Source organism: Mycobacterium sp. JS623, from assembly GCF_000328565.1.
In the GTDB taxonomy this organism is placed as follows: domain Bacteria; phylum Actinomycetota; class Actinomycetes; order Mycobacteriales; family Mycobacteriaceae; genus Mycobacterium.
In genome coordinates this window covers 4,704,309-4,730,043 of record NC_019966.1, presented here as the reverse complement: position 1 = coordinate 4,730,043, position 25,735 = coordinate 4,704,309, and the positions used below count along the sequence as shown (strand labels likewise).

Here is a 25,735-nt window from a genome sequence, read left to right as displayed (position 1 = left end):
CCGGCAGGTGGATGCCGACTACATCGTGGTGGGGACCGGTTCGGCCGGCTCGGTGGTGGCCAGCAGGCTCAGCGCCGATCCGTCCGTTCAGGTCGTGGTGCTCGAGGCGGGCCCGCGGGACAAGGACAAGTTCATTCACATCCCTGCGGGCTTTGCGAAGTTGTTTCGTAGCGCCATGGACTGGGATTACCTGACCGAGCCGCAGAAGGAACTCGACGGCCGCGAAATCTATTGGCCGCGAGGCAAAGTGCTCGGCGGCTCGTCATCGATGAATGCGATGATGTGGGTTCGCGGCTTTCCCGCCGACTACGACGAGTGGGCCGAGCACGCCGGCGACCAGTGGAGCTACGCCAACGTCGAGAAGTACTTCCAACGCATCGAAAGCGGTCCGCTCATCATCTCCCCGCAGCGCAGCCCGCGCACCTCGACGGCGGCCTGGCTGGAAGCCGCCCGCGAATGCGGTCACCGGGGATTCGTCGAAACCCTCGTCACGCAGCGTCGGGGAGCGCGGTGGAGCACCGCCGACGCGTATCTCAAACCGGCGCTGCGGCGGCAAAACCTGACGCTGCATACCGAGGCCACCGCGACGCGCGTGATATTCGACGGAAAGCGCGCCGTCGGTGTGGAATTCGAGCAGCTCGGCGCCCGCCGTGTTGTCACAGCCCGCCGCGAGGTGGTGCTCTGTGGCGGTGCAATCAACAGCCCGCAACTGCTGATGCTGTCCGGCATCGGTGCGGGCGACCACCTCGCCGAGCATGGCATCGATGTGGTGGCCAACATACCCGACGTCGGCACCAACTTGCTGGACCACCTGGTGGTTCCGCTTGGATTCGATGTTCCCAACGACACGTTGTTAACGGCAGAGAAGCCGCTCGAACTTCTGAATTACTTTGTCCGCCGGCGCGGCATGCTCACCTCGAACGTCGGTGAGGCCTACGGGTTCGCCAAGAGTCGCGACGATCTCGAACACCCCGATCTGGAGCTGATTTTCGCCCCGGCTCCCTACTTCGAGGAGGGGCTCGGCGACCCCTACGACCGCCACGCCGTTGTGATGGGGCCGATCTTGCTCAAGCCGCACAGCCGCGGCACCATCACGCTGCGGTCAGCGGATCCGAAGGACAAGCCGATCATCGACCCGCGCTATCTGACCGACGACACCGGCGCCGACCGCGCTGCGCTGATGTCCGGGCTGCGGATGTGTGCCGACATCGCCAAGGCTGCCGCGCTCAAGGGGATCATCGGCACGATCGCCCGGCCGCTCGAGGCGACACAGCTCGACGACGAGACACTCGAACGGGCGCTGAACTCGTTGTCGCACACGCTTTATCATCCGGTTGGCACTTGCAGGATGGGTAGCGACGACGCCAGCGTCGTCGACGCGGACCTCCGCGTACGCGGTGTAGACGGGCTGCGGGTGGCCGATGCGTCGGTGATGCCGACGATCGTCCGTGGCCACACTCACGCGCCAAGCGTACTGATCGGGGAAAAGGCCGCGGATTTGATCCGCGAAGCTTGCTAGGCGCGTGCGTCAGCCGGAACCAGTTGGCCCAGTTCGTCCAGCAGCGACTCCGCGAGCGCGATATCCCCACGGAGGTCGCGATCGTCGGCGTCTCGGGGCAGAACCTCGGCTAGCTTCAGTGCGTCACCGACCTCGCCGCTGATCTGGTCGTCCAGCCCGCGCTGACGCAAAAGCCTCACCGCGCCAACAAGTTCGCAACACAGTAAGACCCGATACGCGGCGATCGACCGCTCGAGTTGCTGCGCGCCCTGAGAGGCAAAGGTGGCGTCCTCCTCTGCACCCCGCGACAGCACGAGCGTGCCCGCCGACGCTGGCTGCGCGGCGTTGCGAATCTCCGCGATCGCGCCTGCGGCGACATACTCGACCATCATCAGCCCGGATGATCCGGCCGCGTCTGCGGCGAGAAAAGGATTGCCGCCGTTGGTATCCGGATCGTTGATCATTCGGATGCGGGAATGGGTGATGGGTGCGGTGAGCGCGAGCGCCAGCGTGGTGCCATCCAATTCGAGTGACAGCGATGCTTGATAGAACGCACCGTGATGGACGACCGCTTCCTTGTCGACGTCGAACAGAGGGTTCTCCTGCGCGGCGTTGAGTGTCCGCTCGAGTTGTCCCTCCAGTGAATGCAGGGACGCCAGCACGGCCGCCTGCGCTACCGGATACACCCTCAGCCCGTACGGATCCTGGATGCGAGCAGGTTGCCGATCTCGCCCGCTCGCCAGCAGTGAGCACAGGCGATCGGCGACGGTGGCGACGTACGGGGCGGCCGACGCTTGCGCGGCGACGGAAGACAGCGCCTCGGGATTGCCGTCGAGTGCGATGAAACTCAGCGCGTAGATCATGCTCGACGCTCGCTCCAGACGTGAAAGCTCGTCCAGTGCAAGGCAACCACGGCCAACGGTGAGCGCGCTGCTGCTCATGAACGGCAGCGCGCTGTCGGCGCCCCACGGCGCCATGGGCGTCAGTGGTTTCGACGCTGGCCGCTCACCGATCAGTGTCAATGCGGTGCCCGCGAGCGGGGCGAGGTCACCGGTCCCGATCGACGCGTACTGACGAAGCTCCGGCAGCGCGTCGTCGTTGAGCATCGCCGCCAGCCCGGACAAGATCTTCGGATCGAGTCCCGCGCCCGGTACGCACAACTGGGCAAGCCGGACGGCCAGCATCGCCCGCACCGTCCTGTTGTCGAGCGGATCGCCCGCATCGACGGCGTGGCTGCGCAGCAGTCGCATGCCGTACTCAGTGTCCGACGGCGACACGGACGTGGTCCGATTCGCGCCGACACCAGTGGTTCGCCCGTAGATGGGGAAGCGGGTGCTGAGGTTCGCCGCCATGCGGTGCGCATGGTCAACGGCTTCGACAACGCTCGGCGAAACAGAGACCTGCTCGCGGCGGTCCGCGAGCGCCACCACGTCGGCGATACTCGCGGATCCGTTAAGTACAAGCATGGAATTCTCCTCATTCGCTTTTCCCGCCGCGCGACGAGTCCTATCATCACCGAAACTCGGTATTGCCGCTAGATGGAATTTGATTTTTACTTAGTGGAAATCCACGAGGCGTTGATCGCAACAAACCCCTCGTAGATTGCATGCCGGTGAGAGGAGGTCACGGTGGCCGAACCGTCCACGCGCACCGTGGAGCGTGCACTCGCCCTGCTCGCCACCATCTGCGATCGGGGCGGCGCGAATCTTGCCGACAGCGCCAGGGAATGCGACCTCGCGCCGAGCACCGCACTGCGGCTGCTCCGCACGCTGGAGAACACCGGGTTCGTCACCAAAGAAGACGGCGGCGGTACCTACCGACCCGGCAGTCGGCTGATCCAGCTCGGCGCGCAGGCATTGTCCAACGAATCGCTGATCGACTTCGCAAAGCCCGTGATGGAGAAGCTGGTCGCCGATGTGGGGGAGTCCGCGTATCTGAGCGTCGAGGGACACGGCGGCACGGCGCTCTACATCAGCATCGTCGAAGGCACCCATTCGGTGCGCCACGCCAGCTGGGTGGGTCGCACGGTCCCATTGGACAAATCAGCCGCGGGACACGCGTTGTGCGGCCGGGTGCCCGAGCAGGGCTACGTGATCGTCGAACGCGGCGTCGAAGCCGACGTCACCGCGATCTCGTCCCCGATTTATTCGGAAGCGCGCATTGTTGCGGCCCTGAGTCTGGTGATCCCCAGCTACCGGCTCAGCGCCTCCCAAGCGGCTAAGTGCGGCCGAAAGCTCGGTTCAGCAGCGGCCACCCTGTCCGCAGGCCTGAGTCGTATTCCACTGCGCCAGAAAGATAGTCATGATCACATTTGACAACGTCTCCAAGGTATACCCCGACGGCACCGTCGCGGTCGACAAGCTGACGATCACTGCTCCCAACGGCAAGATCACCACCTTGGTCGGCCCGTCGGGCTGCGGCAAGACCACCTCGATGCGGATGATCAACCGGCTCATCGAGCCGACCTCGGGCAGCATCACACTCGACGGGGTCGACACCCAGACGCTCGACAAGGTGGCCCTGCGCCGACGGATCGGCTACGTCATCCAGAACGCGGGCCTGTTCCCACACCGCACAGTCGTCGACAACGTGGCCGCGTTGCCGCGGCTGCTCGGCGGCAGTAAGAAGGAAACCCGTTCCAAGGCAATCGAACTCCTCGAACGCGTCGGACTGGATGCGAAGTTCGCCCGCCGCTATCCGTGGCAGTTGTCCGGGGGCCAGCAGCAGCGGGTGGGCGTGGCGCGGGCGCTGGCCACGGACCCGCCGTTCCTATTGATGGACGAGCCGTTCAGTGCCGTGGACCCGATTGTGCGCAACCAGCTGCAGGATGAGTTCCTGCGCCTGCAGGCCGACATCTCCAAGACCATCGTCATGGTCACGCACGACATCGACGAGGCGCTGAAGCTCGGGGACCAGGTCGTGGTGCTTCGCCAGGGTGGGACTCTGGCTCAAGCCGCGACTCCGGCCGAATTGCTTGCAGCGCCCAACGACGCCTTCGTTGCGGACTTCGTCGGCTCCGCTCGCGGCTACCGCGCATTGGGTTTCCAGACCTCGGATGACCTTCTCAAGCTCAACGAGGAGCCGACTATCACTGTCGGACAGCCGGTCTCGAACATCACTGCGCAAGGGCGCTGGGTTCTGGTGGTCGACGAGAAGCGGGCGCCGATCGGCTGGGTCGACACCCAAAGCGTGCGCGGCGACTGCGTTCAGGACAGCGACGTCAACCTCAGCGCCACGTCGGCGTCACGCACCGATCCGCTTCGCGACCTGTTGAACTCGGCTCTGTCCAGCCCGAGCAGCCGCTGCGTCGTCACCGATGAGAACGGCGCGCTGCTTGGCACCGCATCCGACCATGACGTCATCGAGGCGATCCGCCGAGCGAAGGACGCGAGGACCGCGGCATGAACTGGATATCGTCGAACATCGATCGAATCGTGTCACTGACGATCAGCCACGCCTGGCTCACGCTGGTACCGACGATCCTCGGGCTCATCATCGCGCTGCCCCTTGGGTGGTGGGCGCATCGATTCAAGCGCGGGCAGGCCGCGATCGTCGGAACGGCTGGACTGCTCTACACGATTCCCTCGCTCGCCTTGTTCATCATCCTGCCGGTCATTCTCGGCACGAAGATCCTCGACCCACTGAACATTGTTGTCGCCCTGACGCTTTACACACTGGCGCTGCTCGTGCGGGTGGTCGCGGACGGACTGGACTCGGTGCCACACGACACGGTCGCGGCCGCGGAGGCCATGGGCTATCGGGGATGGCAGCGACTTGTTCTCGTCGAACTGCCAGTCGCGGTGCCCGTCATCGCCGCTGGTTTGCGCGTGGCGGTCGTGTCCAACGTCAGCATCGTGACCATGGCGGCCCTGCTGGGTATCCCGCAGCTCGGTTCGCTGTTCACCCAGGGATTCCAACTGCGGCTGTACGTTCCGCTCGTCACCGGCATTGCGCTGTGCGTGGTTCTTGCCGTCGTCTTCGACGGCGTGATCATCTGGCTGAACAGACTCTTGACCCCGTGGCGGCAAAGGACGGTCACGTCATGAACATCGTTGGTGGCTGACCGATCCAGTGAATTGGTCGGGCTCTGGCGGCATTCCGGCCCAAGTCGGCTACCACCTGCTGTACTCCGTGATCGCGCTGCTGGCCGCGCTGGTCATCGCGGTGCCTCTGGGAATTCTCATCGGCTACACCGGACGCGGAGAGGCGCTGGTCGCAGGATCGGCCAACGCGTTGCGCGCACTGCCGTCGCTGGGCCTGCTCGTGCTCCTGTTCTTGGTCATCTCCCCGGTCGTCGCAGGCAAGCTGGTCTACGTCCTGCCGACCATCGTTGTGCTTGTGCTGCTTGCGGTCCCGCCGATACTCACCGGAACCTATGCCGGCATCCAGACCGCCGACCCCGACGCCGTCGGCGCAGCCAGGGGCATGGGGTTCACCAAGAGCCAGATTCTGTTGCGTGTGCAACTTCCCTGTGCATTGCCGCTGATGGTCTCTGGAGTCAGGAGCGCCACACTGCAGATCGTCTCGACGGCCACCATCGCCGCCTATCTGGGTCTGCAGGGCCTGGGCCGATTCATTCTCGACGGCAGGGCGCAGGCGAGCTTCAGCGAAATGGCCGGCGGGGCAATCCTGGTCGCAATCTTGGCGATCGTCCTCGAGTTCACGTTCGCCTGGCTTGGCCGCGTCATCGTGTCGCCCGGCCTGCGCCGCACCGCATCCAAATCCAGCTCACCGATATCCACCACCGTGCTCGAGCCGGCCACCACCTAGGAGATACACCATGAAGAAACGCACACTACTGTCGGCACTGGCCGCCGCTTCCGTTCTCGCGTTGTCCGCGTGCGGCGGTGGGGGTGGCGATCCGCTCTCCGGCGGCGGGAACAACAGCGGATCGTCGGGCTCGCAAGTCATTGTCGGTTCTGCCGACTTCACCGAAAGCCAGCTGATCGCAAGCATTTATTCGCAGGCCCTGCAGGCCAACGGCGTAGGCGTCAAAGAGCAATTCAACATCGGCAGCCGAGAGGTCTATCTTCAGGCACTCAAGGACGGCTCCATCGATCTGGTACCCGAGTACACCGGTGCGCTGTTGAGCTACCTGGATCCGAAGTCGACGGCCGCCACTCCGCAAGCCGTGCAAAGCGAGCTCGCGACCAAGTTGCCCGCGGGCACCGCGATGCTGACGCCGTCGCCGGCCGAGGACAAAGATGTCGTGGCCGTGACACAGGCAACGGCCGACAAGTACAAGCTGAAGACCATTTCCGACCTCAAGCCGGTCGCCGGTGAACTCGTTCTCGGCGGGCCGCCGGAATGGAAGACGCGCACCCAGGGCGTGGTCGGCCTTCGCGACCTGTATGGGCTCAACTTCAAGGACTTCGTCAGCCTGGATGCCGGTGGCACGTTGACGATGACGGCGCTGACGAACGGGCAGATCCAAGCCGGCGACTTGTTCAGCACCGACCCCGGTCTGCACGCGAATCACCTTGTCGCGCTTTCCGATGACAAGAACTTGTTCGCTGCGGAGAACGTCGTCCCACTGATCAAGTCCGGCAAGCAGAACGACAGCATCACCAAGACGCTGAACGCCGTGTCGGCCAAGCTCACCACCGATGACCTGATCTCGATGAATGCCGAGGCGGCCAAGGGCACCAACCTGTCCGACATCGCCAAGAAGTGGCTCGCCAGCGCAGGCATATCGAAGAGCTAGCTGTCACTTGTAGAGCCGCGCCCGCGCCCAGCGCGGGGTAGCGCTCCGCAATGGCTCAGAAGTAGGCGTTGGCCGGAACCGGCGTGCCGTGCAACAGGTTCTGGCCGATCACCCGCGCCTTGTACGCCACCGGGTTGTGCAGCGTAATGGTGCGGATGTTGCGCCAGTGCCGGTCGAGGTTGCGCTGCCTGCTGGCCGCGCTGGCACCGCCGAGTTCCAGCAGTCGGGTGGCGGCCTCAGGGGCGACGCCGTCGAGATGCACCTTCACCTTGGCGACCTTCAGCTGCGCCTCCGCGGCCAGCTGCGCGTCGGGCACCCCGTCGGTCACAGTCGCCGCGGCGATCGCCTCGGCGGCGTCGAGCACCACGGCCCGCGCGATGTAGGCCGTCGCGGCCAGTTCGCCCAGCTGCTTCTGGTACAGCGGGTCGTCGGTCGGCCGTTCGGAGAGCGCGTGGCTGAAACTGCGGTCGCGCGAACGCAGTAGCGCGACACCGTCATCCACGACGCTGGCCAGAATGCCCGCCACGACCGCGTGGATGTACAGCTGCAACGACGCGTACTGCACTGTCGGAACCGGGTGGGCGTCGTACGGGGTATCGGAAAGGATCTCATCTGCGGACACCGCGACGTCGGTGAACACCGTGGTGCCGGTGCCGGTACGGCGTTGGCCGAACCCGTCCCAGTCGTCGATCAGCCGCACGCCGTCGCGGTCGGCAGGCACCACCACGGTGGCGACCGAGTCGTGGTCGGTGGTGGTGGCGACGGTCAGATAGTCGGAGAACAGCGTGCCGGTGCTGTAGAACTTCTCGCCGTTCAGCCGGTAACCGCTGCCAGGAAAAGCGGCGTCGGGCAGCAAGCGGGTGTTGAAGACCAGGCTGCCGACGGCCAGTGCGCCCTTCTCGCTGAACGCGTTGCCGAAAATCTTGCCCGCAGCGACCTTGTGCAACCACCGCGCAGAACTCGGGTCATCAACAGTGCGTAGCCGCTCCTCGACGAACCAGAAGTGCGTCCGGAAGATGTGGGCCACAATGGGATCGGCTCGGGCAACGTCGATTACTGCTGAGAACAGTTGCGGGACAGTCAGTCCCGCACCGCCGAGATGCTCGGGCAGCCGAAGGGTGCCGAAACCGGCGCGTTTCAACGCCGAAACCTGATCAAATGGATTCTCGTCGTTGAGATCTCGGTCCTTAGCGCCAGCGCCGATCTGGGACAGCAGGGCTGCCCATTCAGGCGAACCGGGCAGGGTGCGGGTCACGCGGTCAACGGAGGTCATGGCTTGGTTCTACCGACACGCGACCGCGGCAGCACTGCTTTGGATCATCCGGAACCAAAGAGCAATCGACGGGGCACAATGTGTGGTGATGACGATGAACGCCAAGCGTCGCCGGGCGCACGACAAGCTGGCTGCGTTGCCTGGCGTGCGTGCGGTGCGCAGGCCGATCCGGCCGGGCTCCCATGTCGCCGGCCAGGCGGCTCTGGAAGGCGGCGAGGACTTCGACCTGTTCTATGTGCGAACTGGCCGCAAATCGGCACATCCGCTGGTCGTCATCCCCGGCGGGCCTGGCGCCGCATCGATCGCCCTCTACCGGGGATTCCGGCGTCGCGCTGCCGCTCAAGGCCTCGACGTGATCATGATCGAGCACCGCGGCGTCGGCATGTCTCGGCACGACGACGCCGGCACCGATCTGCCGCCGGAGGCATTGACCATCGACCAGGTGGTCGACGACGTCGCCGCTGTCCTTGACGATGCTCGGGTCCTTACTGCCACCATCTACGGCACGTCGTACGGCACCTATGTCGCCGCAGGAGTCGGTGTGCGACACCCGAATCGGGTGCACGCGATGATCCTTGACTCGCCGGTGTTGTCGGCCGACGATATCGACGCTGTCCGCGAGGCGACCCGCCGGCTGCTGTGGGACGGGGACACCCCGGAGACCGCTGACCTGGCCGCCAAGGTGCGCCAGCTCGTGGGCCAGGAGATGTTGAGCCCGACGGCCACGCAGCTGGCCGCTGCGGTGTACGGCTTCGCAGGGCCCGCGGTGTTGCAGCGTCAACTCGACCTGTTGCTGGCTGGGCGCCGGGCGCTGTGGTCGGCGCTGGACCGGGGCGCGCGCTTCCTGTTCGAGCGCAAGGCGCCCTACCGCCATGAGCCTGATTTGGTCGGCAGGATCGGGTACCGCGAACTGAACTACGCTGCTGTTCCCGACGGAAAGCCGCTGGATCCCGCCGCTGCTTACCGCGAGTTCGACCTAGGCGCAACGGAATTCGAAGCCGAGCCGTTCGATCTCGTCGACGCGATGCCCAAGTTCAGCTGGCCGACTGTTGTCATCTCCGGCGGCCGCGACCTGATCACCCCGCCCGCCGTTGCCGACCGGATCGCCTCACTGATCCCCGGCGCGGTGCTGGTCAAGCTCGCTACCGCGGGGCATTCGGCCATCGACCTACGCGAGCGCGCCGCGCTGGACATCATCAAGGCCACCTACGACGGCGCGACCGCAGGGCTTCCCGCGCGAGCCAAAAAGCTGGACTCGACGCCCGGGGGCCTCGGGGTTCGGCTGTTGATCTGGGGCATCGCCGCCGCCGCTGCGGTGGAGCAGGCCGTGCCTGCCGCGGTTCCCCGTGCCGTGCAACGGGTTACGGCTTCATGAAACCGATCTTGCTATAGTCGGCATCGGCAAGACCGAATGCGCCGAAGTTCGCCAAAGTGCTTCGCACCGCGACGTTTCCGGGAGACTGCGTCAGTGGCAGGCTGAATCCTTCGGCCCAGAGCAACTTGTCGACCTCATTGGCCAGCTCGCGCGCCTTGGCCGGGTCGAGCTCCTGTAGCGTCTGCTCGATCTTCGCATCGATCTCCGGGGTGCCGATCTTGCCGAAGTTGCTTTCGCCATCGGACGCATAGATCTGCGGCAGGCCCGAGAGCGGGAATGCGTCTGCCACCCAAGAGAATTGAGCGATATCGAAGTCGCCGACGTTGATGTGGTTCGAGAAGAACCCCGCGCCGCCCTTGGTGTCAAGGTCCAGCTTGACCCCGACCTGGGCCAGGTTGTTCTGGGCGATCTGCCCGAACTGACGCGTGGAAAGCGAATCGTAGAGCACGTCGCGGATGACCAGCTGCTTGCCGTCTTTCTCGCGGAACTGGCCGTTGAGTTTCCACCCAAGCGCATCGAGTTCCTGCTTGGCCTTTTCGGGGTCAAACGCCACGACCCCGCTGTTGTCCTGATAGCCCTCCTGGCCCGCGACGTAGACGTGGTTGTTCAGCGGCACGGGATTGTCCGCCAGTCCGCGCTGGGTGACGTTCGCAATCGTCTGCCGATCGATGGCCCTGGCGATCGCGAGACGCAGATTCTTGTCGGCAAGGATGGATCCGGGCGCACCGTTGAAGGTGAAGTGATACCAACTCAGGCCGGGCGCACGACGAATCGCAACGCCGTTGGTGCCGCGCGCGATCGTCAGCTCGTCAAGCGTGGCCAAGCCGGTGGCGTCAATGGTGTTGTTCTGCAGAGCGGGGATGCGCGCGGCGTCATCAAGCACCAGGTACGTAACGCTGTCCAGCAGTGTGGGGGCACCCCACCATTTCGGATTGCGGGTCAACGTAATTCGCTGTGCGGTGCGATCGACGGTGGAGATGATGAACGGCCCGGCTGACGGACCGGGACCATTGAGCTGACCCTTGTTGAACGCTTCGGGTGTCGAGGTCATGCTCTTCGGCAGCAGCATTGTGTTGCCGGACAACATCCCCCGCCACTCTGCATAGGGCTTGGCGAACTTCATGATCGCCTGGCGGTCGTCGACGCCGCGCGTCACCGATTCGACACGGTCGGACCCGTTGGGGCTGGCGGCGGCGAAGGCCTTGTCCTTGCCGCTGGTGGCGTGAATCTGCGAGGCGATGTCCTCCCAGGTGATCGGTGTGCCGTCACTCCAGACCGCTTTGGGGTTGATGGTCCAGGTGACCACCTGCGGGTTGGTGCCGGTCAGTTCCGCGCCGGTGAAGTAGTCGGTGTTCAGCGTCATCGACCCGTCGGCGGCGATCCGGAACGCCCGCGGCATGCTCGACTTCAGCATGCCCGCCGAGTCGGCGGAGTTGCCGTCGATGTGCAGCGGATTGAAGTTCTCGGGAAACGCGGTGAGCGCCAGCCGGAGGTTGCCGCCCCGCTGCAGCTTCGAGACATCCTGGGGATTGATGTCGTTGGTCGTCCCGACCTCGGCGGATCCGCCCGCCTGCGGCGTTTCCTTCTTGCCGCCGGAGCATCCGGTGAGAATCAGACCTGCGATAAGGGCAACTACGGCGAAGCGTCGGAACTTCATGGCGACAGACGTTACCTGCGATTCAGTGTCCGGCGGGCAGGACGCAGCGACGGGGAATTACAGGGGTTGAGGAACTGCGGCAAGCAAGCGGCGTGTGTACTCCTGCTGCGGATTGGTGAAAATCTCATCGCCGTCGCCCTGCTCGACGATCTTGCCCTCGTACATCACGACGACGCGGTGGGCCAGATGTTTGACGACGGACAAATCGTGCGAGACGAACAGGTAGGACAGGCCGAACCGCTCCTGCAGGTCCAGAAGAAGGTTGATGATGCCGGCCTGGATCGACACGTCGAGCGCCGAAACGGGTTCGTCGAGCGCGAGTATCTTCGGCTGCAGCGCCAGGGCCCTGGCAATGCCGATCCGCTGCTTTTGCCCACCGGAGAACTCGGCGGGATAGCGACTGGCATCCTCGCGACGCAGACCAACTATGCCCAGCAGCTCGGCGACTCGCTCGTCCGTTCGGTTCTTGTCGAAACCGTTGGCCTGCAACGGTTCTGCCAGCACATCGAATACCGGCAAGCGCGGATCGACCGCGGCCACCGGATCCTGGAACACGACCTGTAGGTCGCCGCGCAGCGCTCGACGGGAATGGCGGTCGAGTGTGGCGACGTCGGCGCCGAGCACCTCGATGGAACCGGACTGCGGCGCGGCCAATTCAAGAATCTGGTGCAGTGTCGTCGACTTGCCCGAGCCGGATTCGCCGACGATGCCCAACGTACGGCCCTGCTGCAGCTCGAAGCTGATGCCGCCGACCGCATGCACCTCGCCGACCTTCCGGCGAAGCACGACGCCCTTCGTCAACGTGTATGTCTTGGTTAGGTCCGTCACCCGTAGCACCACAGGCGCGTCGCGGTCGGCTACTACCGGGGGTGCTTCGGTGGACACGCGATAGATCTCCGCCGCGCTTCGGCCCGCCACCTGGTCGGTGCGGATGCAGGCGGCGCGGTGACCTGGGGTCAGCTCGATCAGCTCGGGCTCGGCGGCACGGCAGTCGTCGATCGCCAGGGGGCAGCGCGGGGCGAACGGGCAGCCGGGTGGTAGCGCGGCCATCGAAGGCGGGGCGCCGGGAATCGGTACCAACCGGGTGCCCTGTGGCGCGTCCAACCGCGGGACCGAGCCGAGTAGGCCAGCGGTGTAGGGCATTCGGCGATCGCGGTACAACGCATCGACGCCGGCCGTCTCGACTGCGCGACCCGCGTACATCACCAGTGCGCGGTCGGCGAATTCGGCGACCACCCCGAGATCGTGCGTGATGATCAGCACGCCCGCCCCCGTCACGTCGCGCGCGGTCCGCAGTACCTCCAGGATCTGCGCCTGCACCGTGACATCCAGTGCCGTCGTCGGCTCGTCACAGATGAGAAGGTCGGGATCGTTGGCGATCGCGATTGCGATCACTACGCGTTGCCGTTCGCCACCGGAGAGTTCGTGCGGGAACGAGCGGGCCCGGCGCTCGGGTTGGGCGATGCCGACCAGCTCGAGCAGTTCGGTGGCGCGGGTGCGCGCGGCGCGCTTACCGATGTCCGGCCGATGGATTTCCAATGCCTCGGCGATCTGGTCACCCACCGAGTAAACGGGCGTCAGCGCCGACATCGGATCCTGGAACACCGTGCCAATGGCTCTGCCGCGAATCTGTGACATCTCACCGTCGGACAGTCCGAGCAGCTCCTCGCCGCGCAGCCGAATCGATCCGGACACATCCGCGTACTCCGGCAGTAGCCCGATGATCGACATGGCGGTGGCCGATTTGCCGGAGCCGGATTCGCCGACGAGCGCGACGACCTCACCCGCGTCGACGTCAAAGTTCATGCCGCGCACCGCGTTTACCTGCTCCGCATCAGTTGGGAAGGTCACGGTCAGACCACTTACCTGCAGCAGGCTCATCGGCGACGCTTCCGCAGCGGCCGGGCGCTGGGATCCAACGCGTCGCGCAGGCCGTCGCCGACCAGGTTGGAGCACAAGATGATCAGCACGAGCACGCCGGCCGGGAACAGGAACACCCACGGGAACGTCGTCACCGATTTGGTGCCGTCGGCGATCAGCGTGCCGAGTGACACGTCGGGCGGCTGGATGCCGAATCCCAAGAAACTCAACCCGGTTTCGGCGAGCACCGCGACGCCGACGTTCAGGGCGGTGTCGATGATGATGATCGACGCGACATTCGGCAGGATGTGGCGCACGATGATCCGCCAGCTGCTCACGCCCATATAGCGTGCCGCAGAGACGAATTCGCGATCGCGCAGACTCATCGTCATGCCCCGCACGATTCGGGAGCTGATCATCCAGCTGAACACTGCGAGTAGCACGATGAGCCAGACGATGTCGCCCTTGGTTCGCTGTACGACGATGGTGATCAGCAAAAAACTGGGTACCACGAGCATGAGGTCGACGATCCACATCAGCGTGCGGTCGCGCAATCCGCCGAAGTAGCCGGCGATTGTTCCCACCGTGGCGGCGATGATCGTCGAGATGAAGGCCACGCAGACGCCGATCAGCATGGATTTCTGCATGCCGCGCAGGGTTTGGGCGAGCAGGTCTTGGCCTAGTGCGTTGGTGCCGAACCAGTGGTCGGTGCTCGGCGGCTGTTGCAGCGCATAGAAATCGAGATCGGTGTAGCTGTAGGGCAGCACGGGCGGCAGCGCATAGCAGGCGATGAACAGCGCCACAAGCAGCACCAGCGAGACCACGGCCGCCTTGTTGCGCAGGAATCGGCGCCACACCAGTTCGCGCCGCGAGGCGAAGCGTGCGACGTCGACGCCGGACTTGGCGGTTGTTGCGGTGTCTGTGGTGATGGGTTCGCTCATTGCACCCGGACCCTCGGGTCGAGTGCGGCGTAGATGACATCAGAAAGCAGGCCCGCCAACAGAATCGTCACGCCAGAAAACAGCGTGATCGCGACGACGATGTTGACGTCCTGGGTCGCAATGCCTTGCACGAACCACTCGCCGATGCCGTGCCAGCCGAAGATCTTCTCGGTGAAGACCGCGCCCGTGAAAAGGCCGGCGAGGCTGTAGGCGAACAGTGTGGCCATCGGGATCAGGGCCGTGCGCAGACCGTGCTTGAACAGCGCGCGGCGCCGGGTCAATCCCTTCGCGCGGGCGGTGCGGATGAAGTCCTGGCCGAGCACATCGAGCATCGCGTTTCGTTGGTAGCGGCTGTAGCCGGCGATGGCTCCCAACGCCAAGGTGAACGTCGGCAGCACGAGATGCTGCAGACGATCGACGAATTGGTTCCACGCGCCACCGACCGCGTCCGGTGACGTCTCACCCGTGTACTCGAACAACTGCACACCGAGCACCGAGTTGACCCGCAACGCGGCAAGGATCAACAGGTTGGCGATCACGAAAACCGGTGTGCTGATGACCAATAGCGACAGCACCGTGATGACGCGGTCCGAAAGACGGTACTGCCGGATCGCCCCCCAAGCGCCGACCACGACACCGATCACGGTGCCGACGACCGAGCCGATCACGAGCAGCCGCAGGCTAACGCCGATGCGTCGCCACAGTTCGCCCGAAACGGGTTGGCCGCCGATGGTGGAGCCGAAATCGCCATGCACGACGCCGGATACCCAATGGCCGTACCGGAGCGGAATGGGCTTGTCGAGGTTCAGTTCGGCAGCCTTCGCGTCGATGACGGCCTGCGGCGGGCGCGGGTTCCGCTGAATGAGACTGTCCAGCGGCCGGAACGTCAGCGAGGCCAGCGAGAAGGTCAGGAACGAAGCCACGGCCAGCAGCACGAGGTAGTTCAGCAGCCGCCGCACGAGGAATCGCGTCATCGGCGACGTCCCAGGGCGGCGTGCATGAGGCACAGGGTAAGAGATGGTTCCTGGATAACCGCCGCGAAGGGCCCGCGCGCCGTAAGCCGCCAATGACTCTCTGACTGTGAAAACAGTGACAGCACGCGCGCAAGCACTTCGCACGCTCGATCCAGTGTGTTCACAGAATTCTCGATTCACTCGCCCCGACCTGCGCGTTTGTCGATCCGCCGCATCGAAGGGGCGGCTCGGCTCACGGTCAAAACCAGCAAACACAATGCACGCAACCAGGCGAACCAAGGTGAAGATGCTGTCGGCCGTCATCGGCGGCAGCGCGGTAGTGGCGGCGGGGGCGCTGACCATGGCGATCAGCCAACAGCAGGCGACGCCCGCGACGATCACCAGCTCGGGGATGACCGTCGGTGCGACCAGCACCCAGGAAACGCCTCCCACTTCGCCGGAAACCACTATCGCAGTGCCGCTCGTCAAGGCGACGCGCTTTGGCGGGGCCGGCTCCTCGCTGACGTTTCACCTCCGAAGCCTTCGGTTACCCAGTTGACGGAGGGGTCGATTGTGGCCCCTCCGCGACCTGTTCGAGGCCAGCAGACCGAATGGAGTGGTCAGAGGTGAATCCGAGTCAGCTCAAACTCGTCGCGGCCGGTATCGGTGCCGGCGCCCTCGTTGCGTTGGGCGCGTCCTCCGTGGTGTTCAGCGGCGCACCGGGAAGCATCAGCGAAGGTCCGGAAATCACGCTCGGCGGAACCACTACGTCGACGACGGCGCCTACCACTGTGGAAACCAGCGTCGCGACACCGCCGGTGACCGCGACGCCGCCGTCCGGGTTCGCGACCCCGTAACGGGGCGTTAGTTGTGGCGTATCGGCGCCGAGCCAGTCCCGCCGAGGTCTGGTAAGGGATTGCCGATGTTGGTGACGGTCGCGGTCTGACCGTCGCGTATGGCGTGGATGGCCACCTGGTCGTCCACGGCGAACGGCGCGGCGGCGTTGCCAGCTGTGTTCGGAATGACGTAGGTCTGGCTGAAGCCGTCCTGGCTGCGCACCGTGATCGACGTCGGCGAAATGGCGGTGACCGCGCCAGTCTGGGTCAGTTCAGTTCGATATCCGCCGTTGCCGTCCGCTACAACGAATTCGCCGTGCAGTGACGGCGGTGCGATGTCGCCCTGCCCGGGCCTACCGCCCTGCCGACCGCTCCCGCCAGCTTGCATTCCGCCTGGGGGTCCTGGCGCCTGATGGGACGCGCCGAACGGATGCGACGTCCCCTGGGTCGCGGCGTAGATGGCGGCGCCGCCGAGTGCGGCGATGACGGCTGCAACCGCCGCCGCGGCCGCGCTTTCGCGCCAGCCCCAGCGGCGCGGTTCGGGCTGCGGCGCACCCCACACCTGGTGCTCGGGAACGATCTGATCGGTGCTCATGCCTCGACTCCCGCTCGCTCCGGTCCTCGCTCGCTCCTCGCTGCGATCCTCACTCGCGCTCGTCTTCGGGTGCTCATGCCTCGACTCCCGCTCGCTCCGGTCCTCGCTCGTTCCTCGCTGCGATCCTCACTCGCGCTCGTCTTCGGGTGCTCATGCGACCACAGTGCAAGCTGTTGATGTGAGTCCGCTGTGTGTCTTGTCAGAGCCACGTATGCCTGGACACCTTCACAGCTCACACATAGACAAGGCACAGTCGAGACCTATGGCCGCGACGAATAATGAGCGCGTGTCCAGTCCCAGCGCTTTTACCGCGAACGAGACCGAACCCGCGCGTGTGGTGATGCGGCGCGCGGACGGTAAGCCGATCCAAGTATTGGTGGTCGACGACGAGCCGGTGCTCGCCGAACTCGTGTCGATGGCCTTGCGGTACGAGGGGTGGGAGATCGCGACGGCCGGCGACGGCGCCTCGGCGATCGCGTCGGCCAAGGAGACTCCGCCCGACGTGGTGGTGCTCGACGTGATGCTGCCGGACATGAGCGGGCTGGACGTTCTGCACAAGTTGCGCGAGCAGATTCCCGGCCTGCCGCTGCTGCTGCTGACCGCGAAGGATTCCGTCGAAGACCGCATCGCGGGTCTGACCGCAGGCGGCGACGACTACGTCACCAAACCGTTCAGCCTCGAAGAGGTGGTCTTGCGGCTGCGCGCGCTGCTGCGCCGCACCGGCGTCACCAGCGAGACCGGCGGCGCCAAGGTCGTCGTCGGCGATCTGGTGCTCGACGAGGACAGTCACGAAGTCACCCGCGGCGGCGAGCTCATCTCGCTGACCGCGACGGAGTTCGAGCTGCTGCGATTCATGATGCGCAACGCCAAACGCGTGCTGAGCAAGGCCCAGATCCTGGACCGGGTGTGGAGTTATGACTTCGGAGGTCGGTCCAACATCGTCGAGCTGTACGTGTCGTATCTGCGAAAGAAGATCGACAACGGGCGCGAGCCGATGATTCACACCTTGCGCGGCGCGGGCTATGTCCTCAAGCCCCCGCGCTGACGTGCGGCGTGGTCGGTTCCGCTCGCCGCGGAGCTGGTCGCTGCGGGCCCGCCTGCTGGCTTCTCAGATCGTTCTGCTCGCGTTGGTGTGTGCGGCGATCGGGGTGGTGACCGAGCTTGCGCTGCAACGCTTTTTGATGAATCAGCTCGATGACCGGCTGGCCGAGACCGGCCACCGCTCTGTCGGGCTGTTCGAATTCGGGCCGCCTATGGGGGCGCCCGGGCGGCCGGCGCCGCCAGGGCCGCCCGGGCTGGACCAGATGATGCCTGGACCACCGAGCCTGGACCACATGCCTGGGCCGTCGGGCAGGGACGAGCTGCCTGCCTTCCCGCCGCCAGACTTCCCGCGGCGCATCTTCATTCGGAACGACTTCGGTCCGGGGCCTGCCTTTCTCAACGCCCCTGGGCAGGCCGCCCGCACGGTTGGGGCCATCGTGAAACGCGGCGCCCCGGTCGATGCGGGCATCATCAACGCAGACGGCACACAGTCCGGAATCAGCAGCACCGCAGCGCAACAGCTCGCGACCGTCGTGCCGAACGACAGACCGATCACGATGAGGCTCGACGGGCTGGGTCGCTACCGCGTCGTCGCGATGCACGCACGCGGCCCAGGCGAGACGATCGTGACAGGGTTGCCCACCTCAGAAGTCGACGACACGTTGCTGACGGTGATGGTCATCTTCGGCGTTGTCGGTGCTGTCGCACTTGTCGGCGGTACCACCGCAGGCATCATCATCATTCGCCGCCAACTTGCCCCTCTGTCAAGGGTTTCCGAAGCCGCGCGACAGGTGGCCGATCTCGAACTCGACCGTGGCGAGGTCCGGCTGCCGACGCCGATCGTCAAGGTCGATCCGGCGAGCGCTGACACCGAGATCGGACAGCTCGGCTCGGCGCTGAATCGGATGCTCGACCGTATCGCGGGCGCGCTGTCGGCCCGCCACGCCAGCGAGACGCGCGTCCGCCAGTTCGTCGCCGACGCCAGCCACGAACTGCGCACGCCGCTGGCCGCGATTCGCGGTTATACCGAGCTGGCGCAACGTAAACGGGATGACCTGCCCGACGACGTCGCGCACGCGATGAGTCGGGTCGAATCCGAGACCGAACGGATGACACAGCTCGTAGAGGACATGCTTCTGCTCGCGCGGCTGGATACCGGGCGGCCGTTGGAGCGCGAGCAGGTCGATCTGTCCCGGCTCGTCGTCGACGCGGTCAGCGACGCGCACATCGCCGGGCCCGACCATCAGTGGTCGCTGGACCTACCCGACGAGCCCGTCGTCGTCGTAGGCGATGAAGCCCGGCTTCATCAGGTGCTCGCGAATCTGCTCGCAAACGCCAGGACGCACACGCCTGCCGGCACTACGGTTACGACGTCGCTGTCGCTCGATGATTCCGACGGCGCCGTGCTGATGGTCACCGATGACGGCCCCGGTATTCCGCAATGGCTTCAGCCGGAGATCTTCGAGAGGTTCGCCCGCGGTGATTCGTCGCGCTCCCGGCGTGGCGGAAGCACCGGACTGGGCCTGGCCATCGTCGCCGCCGTCGTGCGGGCCCACGGTGGCATTATCGGCGTGCACAGCGTGCCCGGCAAAACCGAGTTCGTGGTGAAGTTTCCTGGCAATTCACAGGCGAATCACAGCGCGTCCAAAACCGGCGCCTAGCGCGCTCAAGGAAACTCGCCTTGATGACCGCACTCGTTCTTGACGCCGAGCAGACGCAAACTCGCACAAATTCCGCTGCCGGCGTGCGAGTTCGCGTCTGGTCGCGCATCCGGTTGGGTGTGCTGCTCGTCGCGACGGCGGTGCTGTACCTGTGGAACCTCTCCGTGAGCGGGTGGGCCAATGCGTTCTACTCCGCTGCTGCACAGGCCGGCGCCAGCGACTGGACAGCGATGCTGTTCGGATCCGGCGACGCCGCCAACGCCATCACCGTCGACAAGACGCCCGCCGCGCTGTGGATCATCGATGCCTCGGTGCGATTGTTCGGACTGAACCCGTGGAGCGTGCTGGTGCCGCAGGCACTCGAAGGCGTTGCGGCGGTTGCGGTTTTATACGCCGCGGTCCGTCGGGTCAGTGGCGAAGGCGCGGCACTTCTGGCGGGCGCGGTCTTTGCGGTGACGCCCGTCGCCGCATTGATGTTCCGCTTCAACAATCCCGATGCGCTGCTCGTGTTGCTTCTGGTCGCGGCCGCCTACTGCGTGCTGCGCGCATGCGACACGGACAGCAGCACGCAGGCGGGCGAAGCGGGGCGGGCGCAGACGTGGTGGTTGGTCGCGGCGGGTGTTCTCGTCGGCTTCGGATTCTTGGCGAAGATGCTGCAAGCGTTCCTGGTTTTGCCGGGGTTCGGAGCCGCATATCTGGTCGCAGGCGGCCATCGGATGCGAGGCCGCGTCGTCGACCTGCTCGCCGCACTCGCGGCCGTCGTGGTGTCGGGCGGCTGGTACCTGTTGCTTGTGGAGTTGTGGCCGGCGAACGCGCGGCCCTACATCGGCGGCTCGCAGCACAACAGCATCGTCGAATTAGCCTTGGGCTACAACGGTTTGGGCCGGTTGACCGGCGACGAGCCCGGTGGGTTGGGCAACCTCAACTTCGACGTCGGATGGGGTCGGCTGTTCGGCAATGGCATGGGACCGGAGATCGCGTGGCTGCTGCCTGCCGCGGTGATCTGCCTGGGCGCGGGTCTCATCATCACCAGACGCGCACCGCGGACGGACCTGACGCGCGCAGCGCTGATCCTGTGGGGAGGCTGGCTGGCCGTCACCGCGGCGGTGTTCAGCTTCGCCAATGGCATTGTGCATCCCTACTACACCGTGGCGCTCGCGCCGGCGATCGGCGCCGTGATCGGCATCGGGGCAACGCTTTTGTGGCGCAACCGCTCCGACCTTCGCGCCGCAACGGCATTGTCCGGCACGGTCCTGGTCACCACCATCCTGGCGGCGGTGCTGTTATCGCGCGACAGCGAATGGCTGCCGTGGCTGCGGGCCGCGGTCGCCGTCGCGGGCGTGGGCGCCGCAGTGCTGCTGCTGGTCGCGGGGCGCCTGGCCAGTTCAGTCGGCCGGTCGGCGGCGGCCCTCGCCGTGGTGGCGTGTCTCGCGGCGCCCGCCGTGTATTCGGTTGCCACGGCGGCCGCCCCGCACAGCGGCGCGATCCCGTCGGCAGGGCCCGCCAAGCATGGCGTTGGCGGCTTCACCGGTCCCGGCGGCCTGCTCGACTCGCCGACTCCCGGAAAGGAACTGTCGGCGACGCTGTCGGCGAATGCGCACGGCTTCACCTGGGCGGCGGCGACCGTTGGCTCGAACAACGCCGCGGGCTACCAACTAGCCACGGGCGCACCGATCATGGCGATCGGCGGCTTCAACGGCACCGATCCGTCGCCGACGCTGCAGGAGTTTCAACAGTATGTGGCGCACCGACAGATTCACTACTTCATCCGCGGCAGGATGACGATCGGGCACTGGGGCCGCGCGACGGGCAGCAGCGAATCCACCGATATCGCCGAATGGGTGGAGACCCACTACACCCCGGTGACCGTCGACCGCGTGATCCTTTACGACCTGACGCAGCCGTCCGCGATTCATAGCTAGCGCATAGCTACGGCCCACGAGGGACACACGCTGCTGCTCAACCATGGTTCTCATGACAGACATCGCCCTTGAACCGCTCACTGGTCTGGGTCACCACTTCGAATCGCGGCCGAACGCCGCCAGGGCCGCCCGCGCCGCCGGCGTGCCGGTGCTCGACGTCGTGGTCCCGGTGTACAACGAGCAAGCCGCCCTTGCCGACTCGGTGCACCGGCTGCACCGCTTTCTGCGTGAGAACCTTCCGTTCGAAACGCGCATCACGATCGCCGACAACGCCAGCATCGACGACACACCCCGCATCGCGGCCGAACTCGCCGACGAGCTGTCCGATGTCCGCGTCGTCCGGCTCGAACAGAAGGGACGCGGCCGGGCACTGCACGCGGTGTGGTCGACCTCCGACGCGCCGGTGCTGGCCTACATGGATGTCGACCTGTCCACGGACCTCGCCGCGCTGGCCCCGTTGGTCGCCCCGCTCATCTCCGGCCACTCGGACCTAGCGATCGGGACGCGGCTGGGCCGCGGTGCACGTGTCGTGCGCGGCCCGAAGCGCGAGATCATTTCACGCTGCTACAACCTGATCCTGAAATCGACACTGGCCGCGGGTTTTTCGGATGCGCAATGCGGTTTCAAAGCCATCCGCGCCGACGTCGCCGAGCGCCTTCTGCCTCACGTCTCCGACACCGGCTGGTTCTTCGACACCGAGCTCTTGGTGCTCGCGGAGCGCAGCGGTCTGCGGATCCATGAAGTACCCGTCGACTGGGTGGACGACCCAGATAGCCGCGTCGACATCGTCGCCACCGCGACCGCCGACCTCAAGGGCATCGGGCGAATGCTGCGAGGCTTCGCCGACGGTTCGATCCCGGTGAATACCATTGCCGCACAACTGGGATCATCGCGGAAATCGGCCGCACCAGGCTCCCTGTTTCGCCAGGTGGTTCGGTTCGGCGCCATCGGTGTCGCGTCGACCGCGGCCTACGTGCTGCTGTTCATGCTGATGCAGGGCTGGGCCGGCGCACAGGCGGCGAACCTGATTGCCTTGCTGCTCACGGCGATTGGCAACACCGCTGCCAACCGACGTTTCACGTTCGGGGTCGGCGGCGCCATCAACGCGACGCGTCACCACATCGAGGGTCTTGTCGTGTTCGGCATCGCGCTGATGATCACCAGCGGGTCGTTGGCCGCGCTGCATGCCGTCGTCGCACAACCGCATCACCTATTCGAACTCGCTGTGCTGGTGCTCGCTAACCTGGTCGCCACCGCGGTGCGCTTCGTTCTCCTGCGCGGGTGGGTCTTTCACCCACGCCGATCGAACTGACTCTTACCGACACACGAAGGAAATCGATTTCATGACGATCACCGAAGCGCTGGCCCAGACGGCGGTGGCATCAGAGGGCCCGCCGCGTCGCAACCCGCGCTGGGTCCGCCCCGCGGTGCTGGCACTGCTTGCGACGACCGCCGTGCTCTATCTCTGGGGGCTCGGGTCCTCCGGCTGGGCCAACAACTACTACGCCGCCGCGGCGCAGGCCGCAACGCAGGACTGGAAAGCCTGGCTGTTCGGCTCGCTGGATGCGGGCAACGCGATCACCGTCGACAAGCCACCGGCCGCGCTGTGGGTGATGGGCTTGTTCGGCAGGCTGTTCGCGTTCAGCGCGTTCACGATGCTGCTGCCCGAAACGCTGATGGGCGTCGGCGCGGTCGGACTGCTGTACCTGGCGGTGCGGCGCGCCAGCGGACCTGCCGCGGGCCTCATTGCAGGCGCTGGGCTCGCGTTGACTCCGGTCGCGGTGCTGATGTTTCGGTTCAACAACCCCGACGCGCTGCTCGTCCTGTTGCTGGTGGCCGCCGCATATTGCATGGTGCGCGCCATTGAGACGGCGAGCACCCGTTGGATTGCGTTGGTGGGCATCGTTATTGGGTTCGCGTTCCTGACCAAGATGCTGCAGGCTTTCCTGATCGTGCCCGGTCTCGCGCTGGCGTTCCTCGTCGCCGCGCCCGTCGGCACGTGGAAGCGCATCGGCAAGCTACTCGTCGGCGCTGCGACGATGGTGGTGTCCGGTGGCTGGTACGTCGCGTTGGTCAGCCTGTGGCCCGCAGACTCGCGGCCGTACATCGGCGGCTCAACCGACAACAGCCTGCTGCAGCTTGCACTGGGCTACAACGGGATCCAACGCATCGCGGGCGGCGAAGGCGGCCCGGGCGGTGGTCCTGGCGGTGGTGGCGGGCCAAAGGGCGCCAACCTCTTCTTCGGCGGCGAGCCGGGTATCGGCAGGTTGTTCGGGCCGTCGATGGGAGTCGAAGCGTCCTGGCTGTTGCCCGCCGCATTGATCGGGCTGGCTGCCGGTATCTGGTTCACTCGCCGCACGGCACGAACCGGATCGGTCCGCGCAGGCCTGCTGTTGTGGGGTGGCTGGCTGCTGGTGACGGGCGCCGTGTTCAGCTTCATGAACGGCACCGTGCACCCGTACTACACGGTGGCACTGGCGCCGGCGGTCGCGGCGCTCGTCGGGATCTCCGCGGTCGAGTTGTGGCGTGGCAGGGAATTCGTGATGCCGCGGGTCGTGCTTGCGGTCATGGTCGCGGCCACCGGAGTCTGGGCGTTCATCTTGTTGGACCGCACACCTGATTGGTCGCCTGCATTACGGTGGATCGTGGTGGCAGGGTCGGTGGTCGTCGCGGCCGTCCTCGCAGTGGGCGCGCACCGGCTCGGTCGTGCCGCGGTCGTACTGGTCACCGCCGCGGCGCTTCTCGGGCTCGCTGCGCCGACGGCGTTCTCCATCTACAACGTCACACACGCACACAGCGGCCCGGGCACGATGTCCGGACCCATCCGCGAGGCGGGATTCGGAGGTGGTGGCCCCGGCGGACGCGGCGGACTGTTCGGCGGACGTGGCCCCGGTGGCGGCAACGAGGACAACGCGGCGCTGGCGCAGCTCCTCGAGGGTGCCGATAATCGTTGGGCGGCAGCCAGTATCGGGTCGATGGGAGTGAGCGGCCTCGAACTCAAGACCGGCGCGTCGCTGATGGCGATCGGTGGGTTCACCGGTTCGGACAACTCGCCGACGCTGGCGCAGTTCCAGAGCTATGTCGCCGACCACGAGGTGCGGTACTTCATCGGCAGCGACAACCACGGCGGCCCCGGCCGTGGCCGCTCGGGCCCGGCGCAACAGATCACCACATGGGTGCAGCAGAACTTCACCCCGATCGACGTCGGCGGCGCCACCGTCTACGACCTGAGCCAGTCCAAGGCCTGACGGCTCCCGATCTGACGGCCGCCCTGCGACCCCCGGCAGGGCGGCCGTCGCCGTCGATACCGCGGTGATTTTTACCCGTGGCACCAGGCCGCCGCGGGGTTATGGTCGCGTCGAGATCATCGAGGAGGTCCCATGTCCGTGACCGACGAATATCTGAAGAACAACGAGGCGTACGCGAGCACGTTCACCGGCCCGCTGCCACTGCCGCCGAGCAAGCACGTCGCGGTGGTGGCATGCATGGACGCCCGGCTCGATGTCTACCGGATCCTCGGGCTCGGCGACGGCGAGGCGCATGTCATTCGTAATGCCGGCGGCGTCATCACCGACGACGAGATTCGCTCGCTGGCGATCAGCCAGCGGCTGCTCGGCACCAAAGAGATCATCCTGATCCACCACACCGATTGCGGCATGCTGACCTTCACCGACGACGGATTCAAGCAGCAGATCCAGGACGAGACGGGTATCAAGCCCGAATGGGCCGCGGAGGCGTTCGTCGACCTCGAAGAGGACGTGCGTCAGTCGTTGCGCCGCATCGAGGCCAGCCCGTTCGTGACCAAACACGAATCGCTGCGCGGATTCATCTTCGACGTCGCGACCGGTCGACTGAACGAAGTGACGCTCTAACAACCTGCTGGCAATGTTCGTGCTAGAGCCCAGATTGCACTGAGGGTTGCGGTAAAAGATCGACAATCCTCAGTGCAATCTCGGCCATGGGAAGCCAAGACGCGGGTCGGGTTGGCTAGCCGACTTTGTACGTCGCGATTGCCTTCGCGACCGCCTCGCCCTCCGGCGTGACGACGTCGACGTCGCAATTCACCAATGTCTTGCCGCGCCGCAGCACTCGCCCGACCGCGATCAGGTCGGTGGCGCGCGCGGGCGCCAGAAACTGCATCGACATCGCCACGGTCACGCCGCGCAGCGAGTCCGGCACCTCCGCACCGGCCCACGCCGCAGCCATCACCGCGACATCGGCCAGTGCCGCGATCGCGCCGCCGTGCACCATGTTCGCGACGGTGACGTTGGTCGGGTCCCACGGCAGGCGCAGCCGCACCTCGTCGGCGTCGAGTTTGTCGGCGACGATGCCGAGCTTGGCGACGAACGGCGACGACGGAATGAACTGCGCCATGACGTCCGCGCCGGTCTGGCGCTGGGTCGGAGTAGACATGAAACC

23 protein-coding genes are annotated in these 25,735 nt (G+C 65.8%); 15 read left to right on the top strand and 8 right to left on the bottom strand.

The genetic code is table 11. The annotated features are described in order from the left end of the window. The first annotated feature begins 7 nt into the window (after positions 1-7). Positions 8-1,519 carry a GMC family oxidoreductase gene (locus MYCSM_RS23085; protein WP_015308584.1) on the top strand — a complete coding sequence of 504 codons (1,512 nt, stop codon included), beginning with the start codon at positions 8-10 and terminating at the stop codon, positions 1,517-1,519. Here the strand turns inward: MYCSM_RS23085 and MYCSM_RS23080 are convergent. Further along, on the bottom strand, positions 1,516-2,964 hold the full coding sequence (locus MYCSM_RS23080; protein ID WP_015308583.1) for an aromatic amino acid lyase: 1,449 nt from the start codon (positions 2,962-2,964) through the stop codon (positions 1,516-1,518). The genes MYCSM_RS23085 and MYCSM_RS23080 overlap by 4 nt on opposite strands. 162 nt (positions 2,965-3,126) lie before the next feature. On the opposite strand from MYCSM_RS23080, the gene MYCSM_RS23075 reads away from it, so the two are divergent. Genes MYCSM_RS23075 through MYCSM_RS23055 form a run of 5 tightly spaced genes read left to right on the top strand, consistent with a single transcriptional unit; the run spans position 3,127 to position 7,202 of the window. Continuing rightward, on the top strand, positions 3,127-3,813 hold the full coding sequence (locus tag MYCSM_RS23075) for an IclR family transcriptional regulator (protein WP_015308582.1): 687 nt from the start codon (positions 3,127-3,129) through the stop codon (positions 3,811-3,813). After that, entirely contained in the window at positions 3,800-4,903 is a 1,104-nt protein-coding gene (locus tag MYCSM_RS23070; RefSeq protein ID WP_015308581.1) for an ABC transporter ATP-binding protein, read from the top strand. Before MYCSM_RS23075 ends, MYCSM_RS23070 begins: the two co-directional genes overlap by 14 nt. Next, a complete protein-coding gene (locus MYCSM_RS23065) occupies positions 4,900-5,544 on the top strand; it encodes an ABC transporter permease (protein ID WP_015308580.1) in 645 nt (214 codons plus the stop codon). The genes MYCSM_RS23070 and MYCSM_RS23065 overlap by 4 nt, the downstream gene beginning before the upstream one ends. Before the next feature lie 25 nt (positions 5,545-5,569). After that, positions 5,570-6,268, top strand: a complete 699-nt coding sequence (locus MYCSM_RS23060; RefSeq protein ID WP_015308579.1) for an ABC transporter permease — start codon at positions 5,570-5,572, stop codon at positions 6,266-6,268. 10 nt (positions 6,269-6,278) lie between these two features. Beyond that, positions 6,279-7,202 carry an ABC transporter substrate-binding protein gene (locus MYCSM_RS23055; RefSeq protein ID WP_015308578.1) on the top strand — a complete coding sequence of 308 codons (924 nt, stop codon included), beginning with the start codon at positions 6,279-6,281 and terminating at the stop codon, positions 7,200-7,202. A gap of 55 nt (positions 7,203-7,257) precedes the next feature. On the opposite strand, the gene MYCSM_RS23050 is transcribed toward MYCSM_RS23055, so the two are convergent. After that, positions 7,258-8,475, bottom strand: a complete 1,218-nt coding sequence (locus MYCSM_RS23050; protein WP_015308577.1) for an acyl-CoA dehydrogenase family protein — start codon at positions 8,473-8,475, stop codon at positions 7,258-7,260. Positions 8,476-8,563: 88 nt separating this feature from the next. On the opposite strand from MYCSM_RS23050, the gene MYCSM_RS23045 reads away from it, so the two are divergent. Continuing rightward, a complete protein-coding gene (locus tag MYCSM_RS23045) occupies positions 8,564-9,850 on the top strand; it encodes an alpha/beta fold hydrolase (protein WP_015308576.1) in 1,287 nt (428 codons plus the stop codon). Here MYCSM_RS23045 and MYCSM_RS23040 read toward each other — a convergent pair. From MYCSM_RS23040 to MYCSM_RS23025, 4 genes are read right to left on the bottom strand one after another with little or no spacing between them, the layout of a single operon-like run. After that, positions 9,837-11,507 (bottom strand): ABC transporter family substrate-binding protein, encoded by a 1,671-nt coding sequence (locus tag MYCSM_RS23040; protein WP_015308575.1) that lies wholly within the window; start codon positions 11,505-11,507, stop codon positions 9,837-9,839. The genes MYCSM_RS23045 and MYCSM_RS23040 overlap by 14 nt on opposite strands. A gap of 57 nt (positions 11,508-11,564) precedes the next feature. Next, positions 11,565-13,388 (bottom strand): dipeptide ABC transporter ATP-binding protein, encoded by a 1,824-nt coding sequence (locus tag MYCSM_RS23035; RefSeq protein ID WP_015308574.1) that lies wholly within the window; start codon positions 13,386-13,388, stop codon positions 11,565-11,567. Beyond that, on the bottom strand, positions 13,385-14,308 hold the full coding sequence (locus MYCSM_RS23030; protein WP_015308573.1) for an ABC transporter permease: 924 nt from the start codon (positions 14,306-14,308) through the stop codon (positions 13,385-13,387). Before MYCSM_RS23030 ends, MYCSM_RS23035 begins: the two co-directional genes overlap by 4 nt. Continuing rightward, the gene (locus MYCSM_RS23025) at positions 14,305-15,282 is read right to left on the bottom strand and encodes an ABC transporter permease (RefSeq protein WP_015308572.1); all 978 of its coding nucleotides are present in this window, start codon (positions 15,280-15,282) and stop codon (positions 14,305-14,307) included. The genes MYCSM_RS23030 and MYCSM_RS23025 overlap by 4 nt, the downstream gene beginning before the upstream one ends. Positions 15,283-15,538: 256 nt before the next feature. Here MYCSM_RS23025 and MYCSM_RS23020 point away from each other — a divergent pair, with 256 nt between their 5' ends. Together MYCSM_RS23020 and MYCSM_RS23015 are read left to right on the top strand one after the other, a co-directional pair. Continuing rightward, positions 15,539-15,820 (top strand): hypothetical protein, encoded by a 282-nt coding sequence (locus MYCSM_RS23020; protein ID WP_041312568.1) that lies wholly within the window; start codon positions 15,539-15,541, stop codon positions 15,818-15,820. Between the two features lie 52 nt (positions 15,821-15,872). Beyond that, positions 15,873-16,118, top strand: a complete 246-nt coding sequence (locus MYCSM_RS23015; RefSeq protein ID WP_015308570.1) for a hypothetical protein — start codon at positions 15,873-15,875, stop codon at positions 16,116-16,118. Positions 16,119-16,125: 7 nt separating this feature from the next. Here the strand turns inward: MYCSM_RS23015 and MYCSM_RS23010 are convergent, their stop codons facing one another. Beyond that, a complete protein-coding gene (locus MYCSM_RS23010) occupies positions 16,126-16,692 on the bottom strand; it encodes a hypothetical protein (protein WP_015308569.1) in 567 nt (188 codons plus the stop codon). Between the two features lie 340 nt (positions 16,693-17,032). Here MYCSM_RS23010 and MYCSM_RS23005 point away from each other — a divergent pair, with 340 nt between their 5' ends. The 6 genes from MYCSM_RS23005 (at position 17,033) to MYCSM_RS22980 (ending at position 25,188) form a co-directional block, all read left to right on the top strand. Then, positions 17,033-17,737 carry a response regulator transcription factor gene (locus MYCSM_RS23005; protein WP_041314743.1) on the top strand — a complete coding sequence of 235 codons (705 nt, stop codon included), beginning with the start codon at positions 17,033-17,035 and terminating at the stop codon, positions 17,735-17,737. Further along, positions 17,715-19,394, top strand: a complete 1,680-nt coding sequence (locus MYCSM_RS23000) for a sensor histidine kinase (RefSeq protein ID WP_015308567.1) — start codon at positions 17,715-17,717, stop codon at positions 19,392-19,394. Before MYCSM_RS23005 ends, MYCSM_RS23000 begins: the two co-directional genes overlap by 23 nt. 23 nt (positions 19,395-19,417) lie before the next feature. Continuing rightward, a complete protein-coding gene (locus MYCSM_RS22995) occupies positions 19,418-21,316 on the top strand; it encodes an ArnT family glycosyltransferase (RefSeq protein ID WP_015308566.1) in 1,899 nt (632 codons plus the stop codon). A gap of 43 nt (positions 21,317-21,359) precedes the next feature. Continuing rightward, complete coding sequence (locus MYCSM_RS22990; protein WP_015308565.1) at positions 21,360-22,628, top strand: bifunctional glycosyltransferase family 2/GtrA family protein; 1,269 nt, start codon at positions 21,360-21,362, stop codon at positions 22,626-22,628. A 31-nt stretch (positions 22,629-22,659) separates the two neighbouring features. Then, the gene (locus tag MYCSM_RS22985; protein ID WP_015308564.1) at positions 22,660-24,564 is read left to right on the top strand and encodes an ArnT family glycosyltransferase; all 1,905 of its coding nucleotides are present in this window, start codon (positions 22,660-22,662) and stop codon (positions 24,562-24,564) included. A gap of 132 nt (positions 24,565-24,696) precedes the next feature. Then, a complete protein-coding gene (locus MYCSM_RS22980; protein WP_015308563.1) occupies positions 24,697-25,188 on the top strand; it encodes a beta-class carbonic anhydrase in 492 nt (163 codons plus the stop codon). A gap of 115 nt (positions 25,189-25,303) precedes the next feature. Here the strand turns inward: MYCSM_RS22980 and MYCSM_RS22975 are convergent, their stop codons facing one another. Then, entirely contained in the window at positions 25,304-25,729 is a 426-nt protein-coding gene (locus MYCSM_RS22975; RefSeq protein WP_015308562.1) for a PaaI family thioesterase, read from the bottom strand. Positions 25,730-25,735 lie beyond the last annotated feature (6 nt).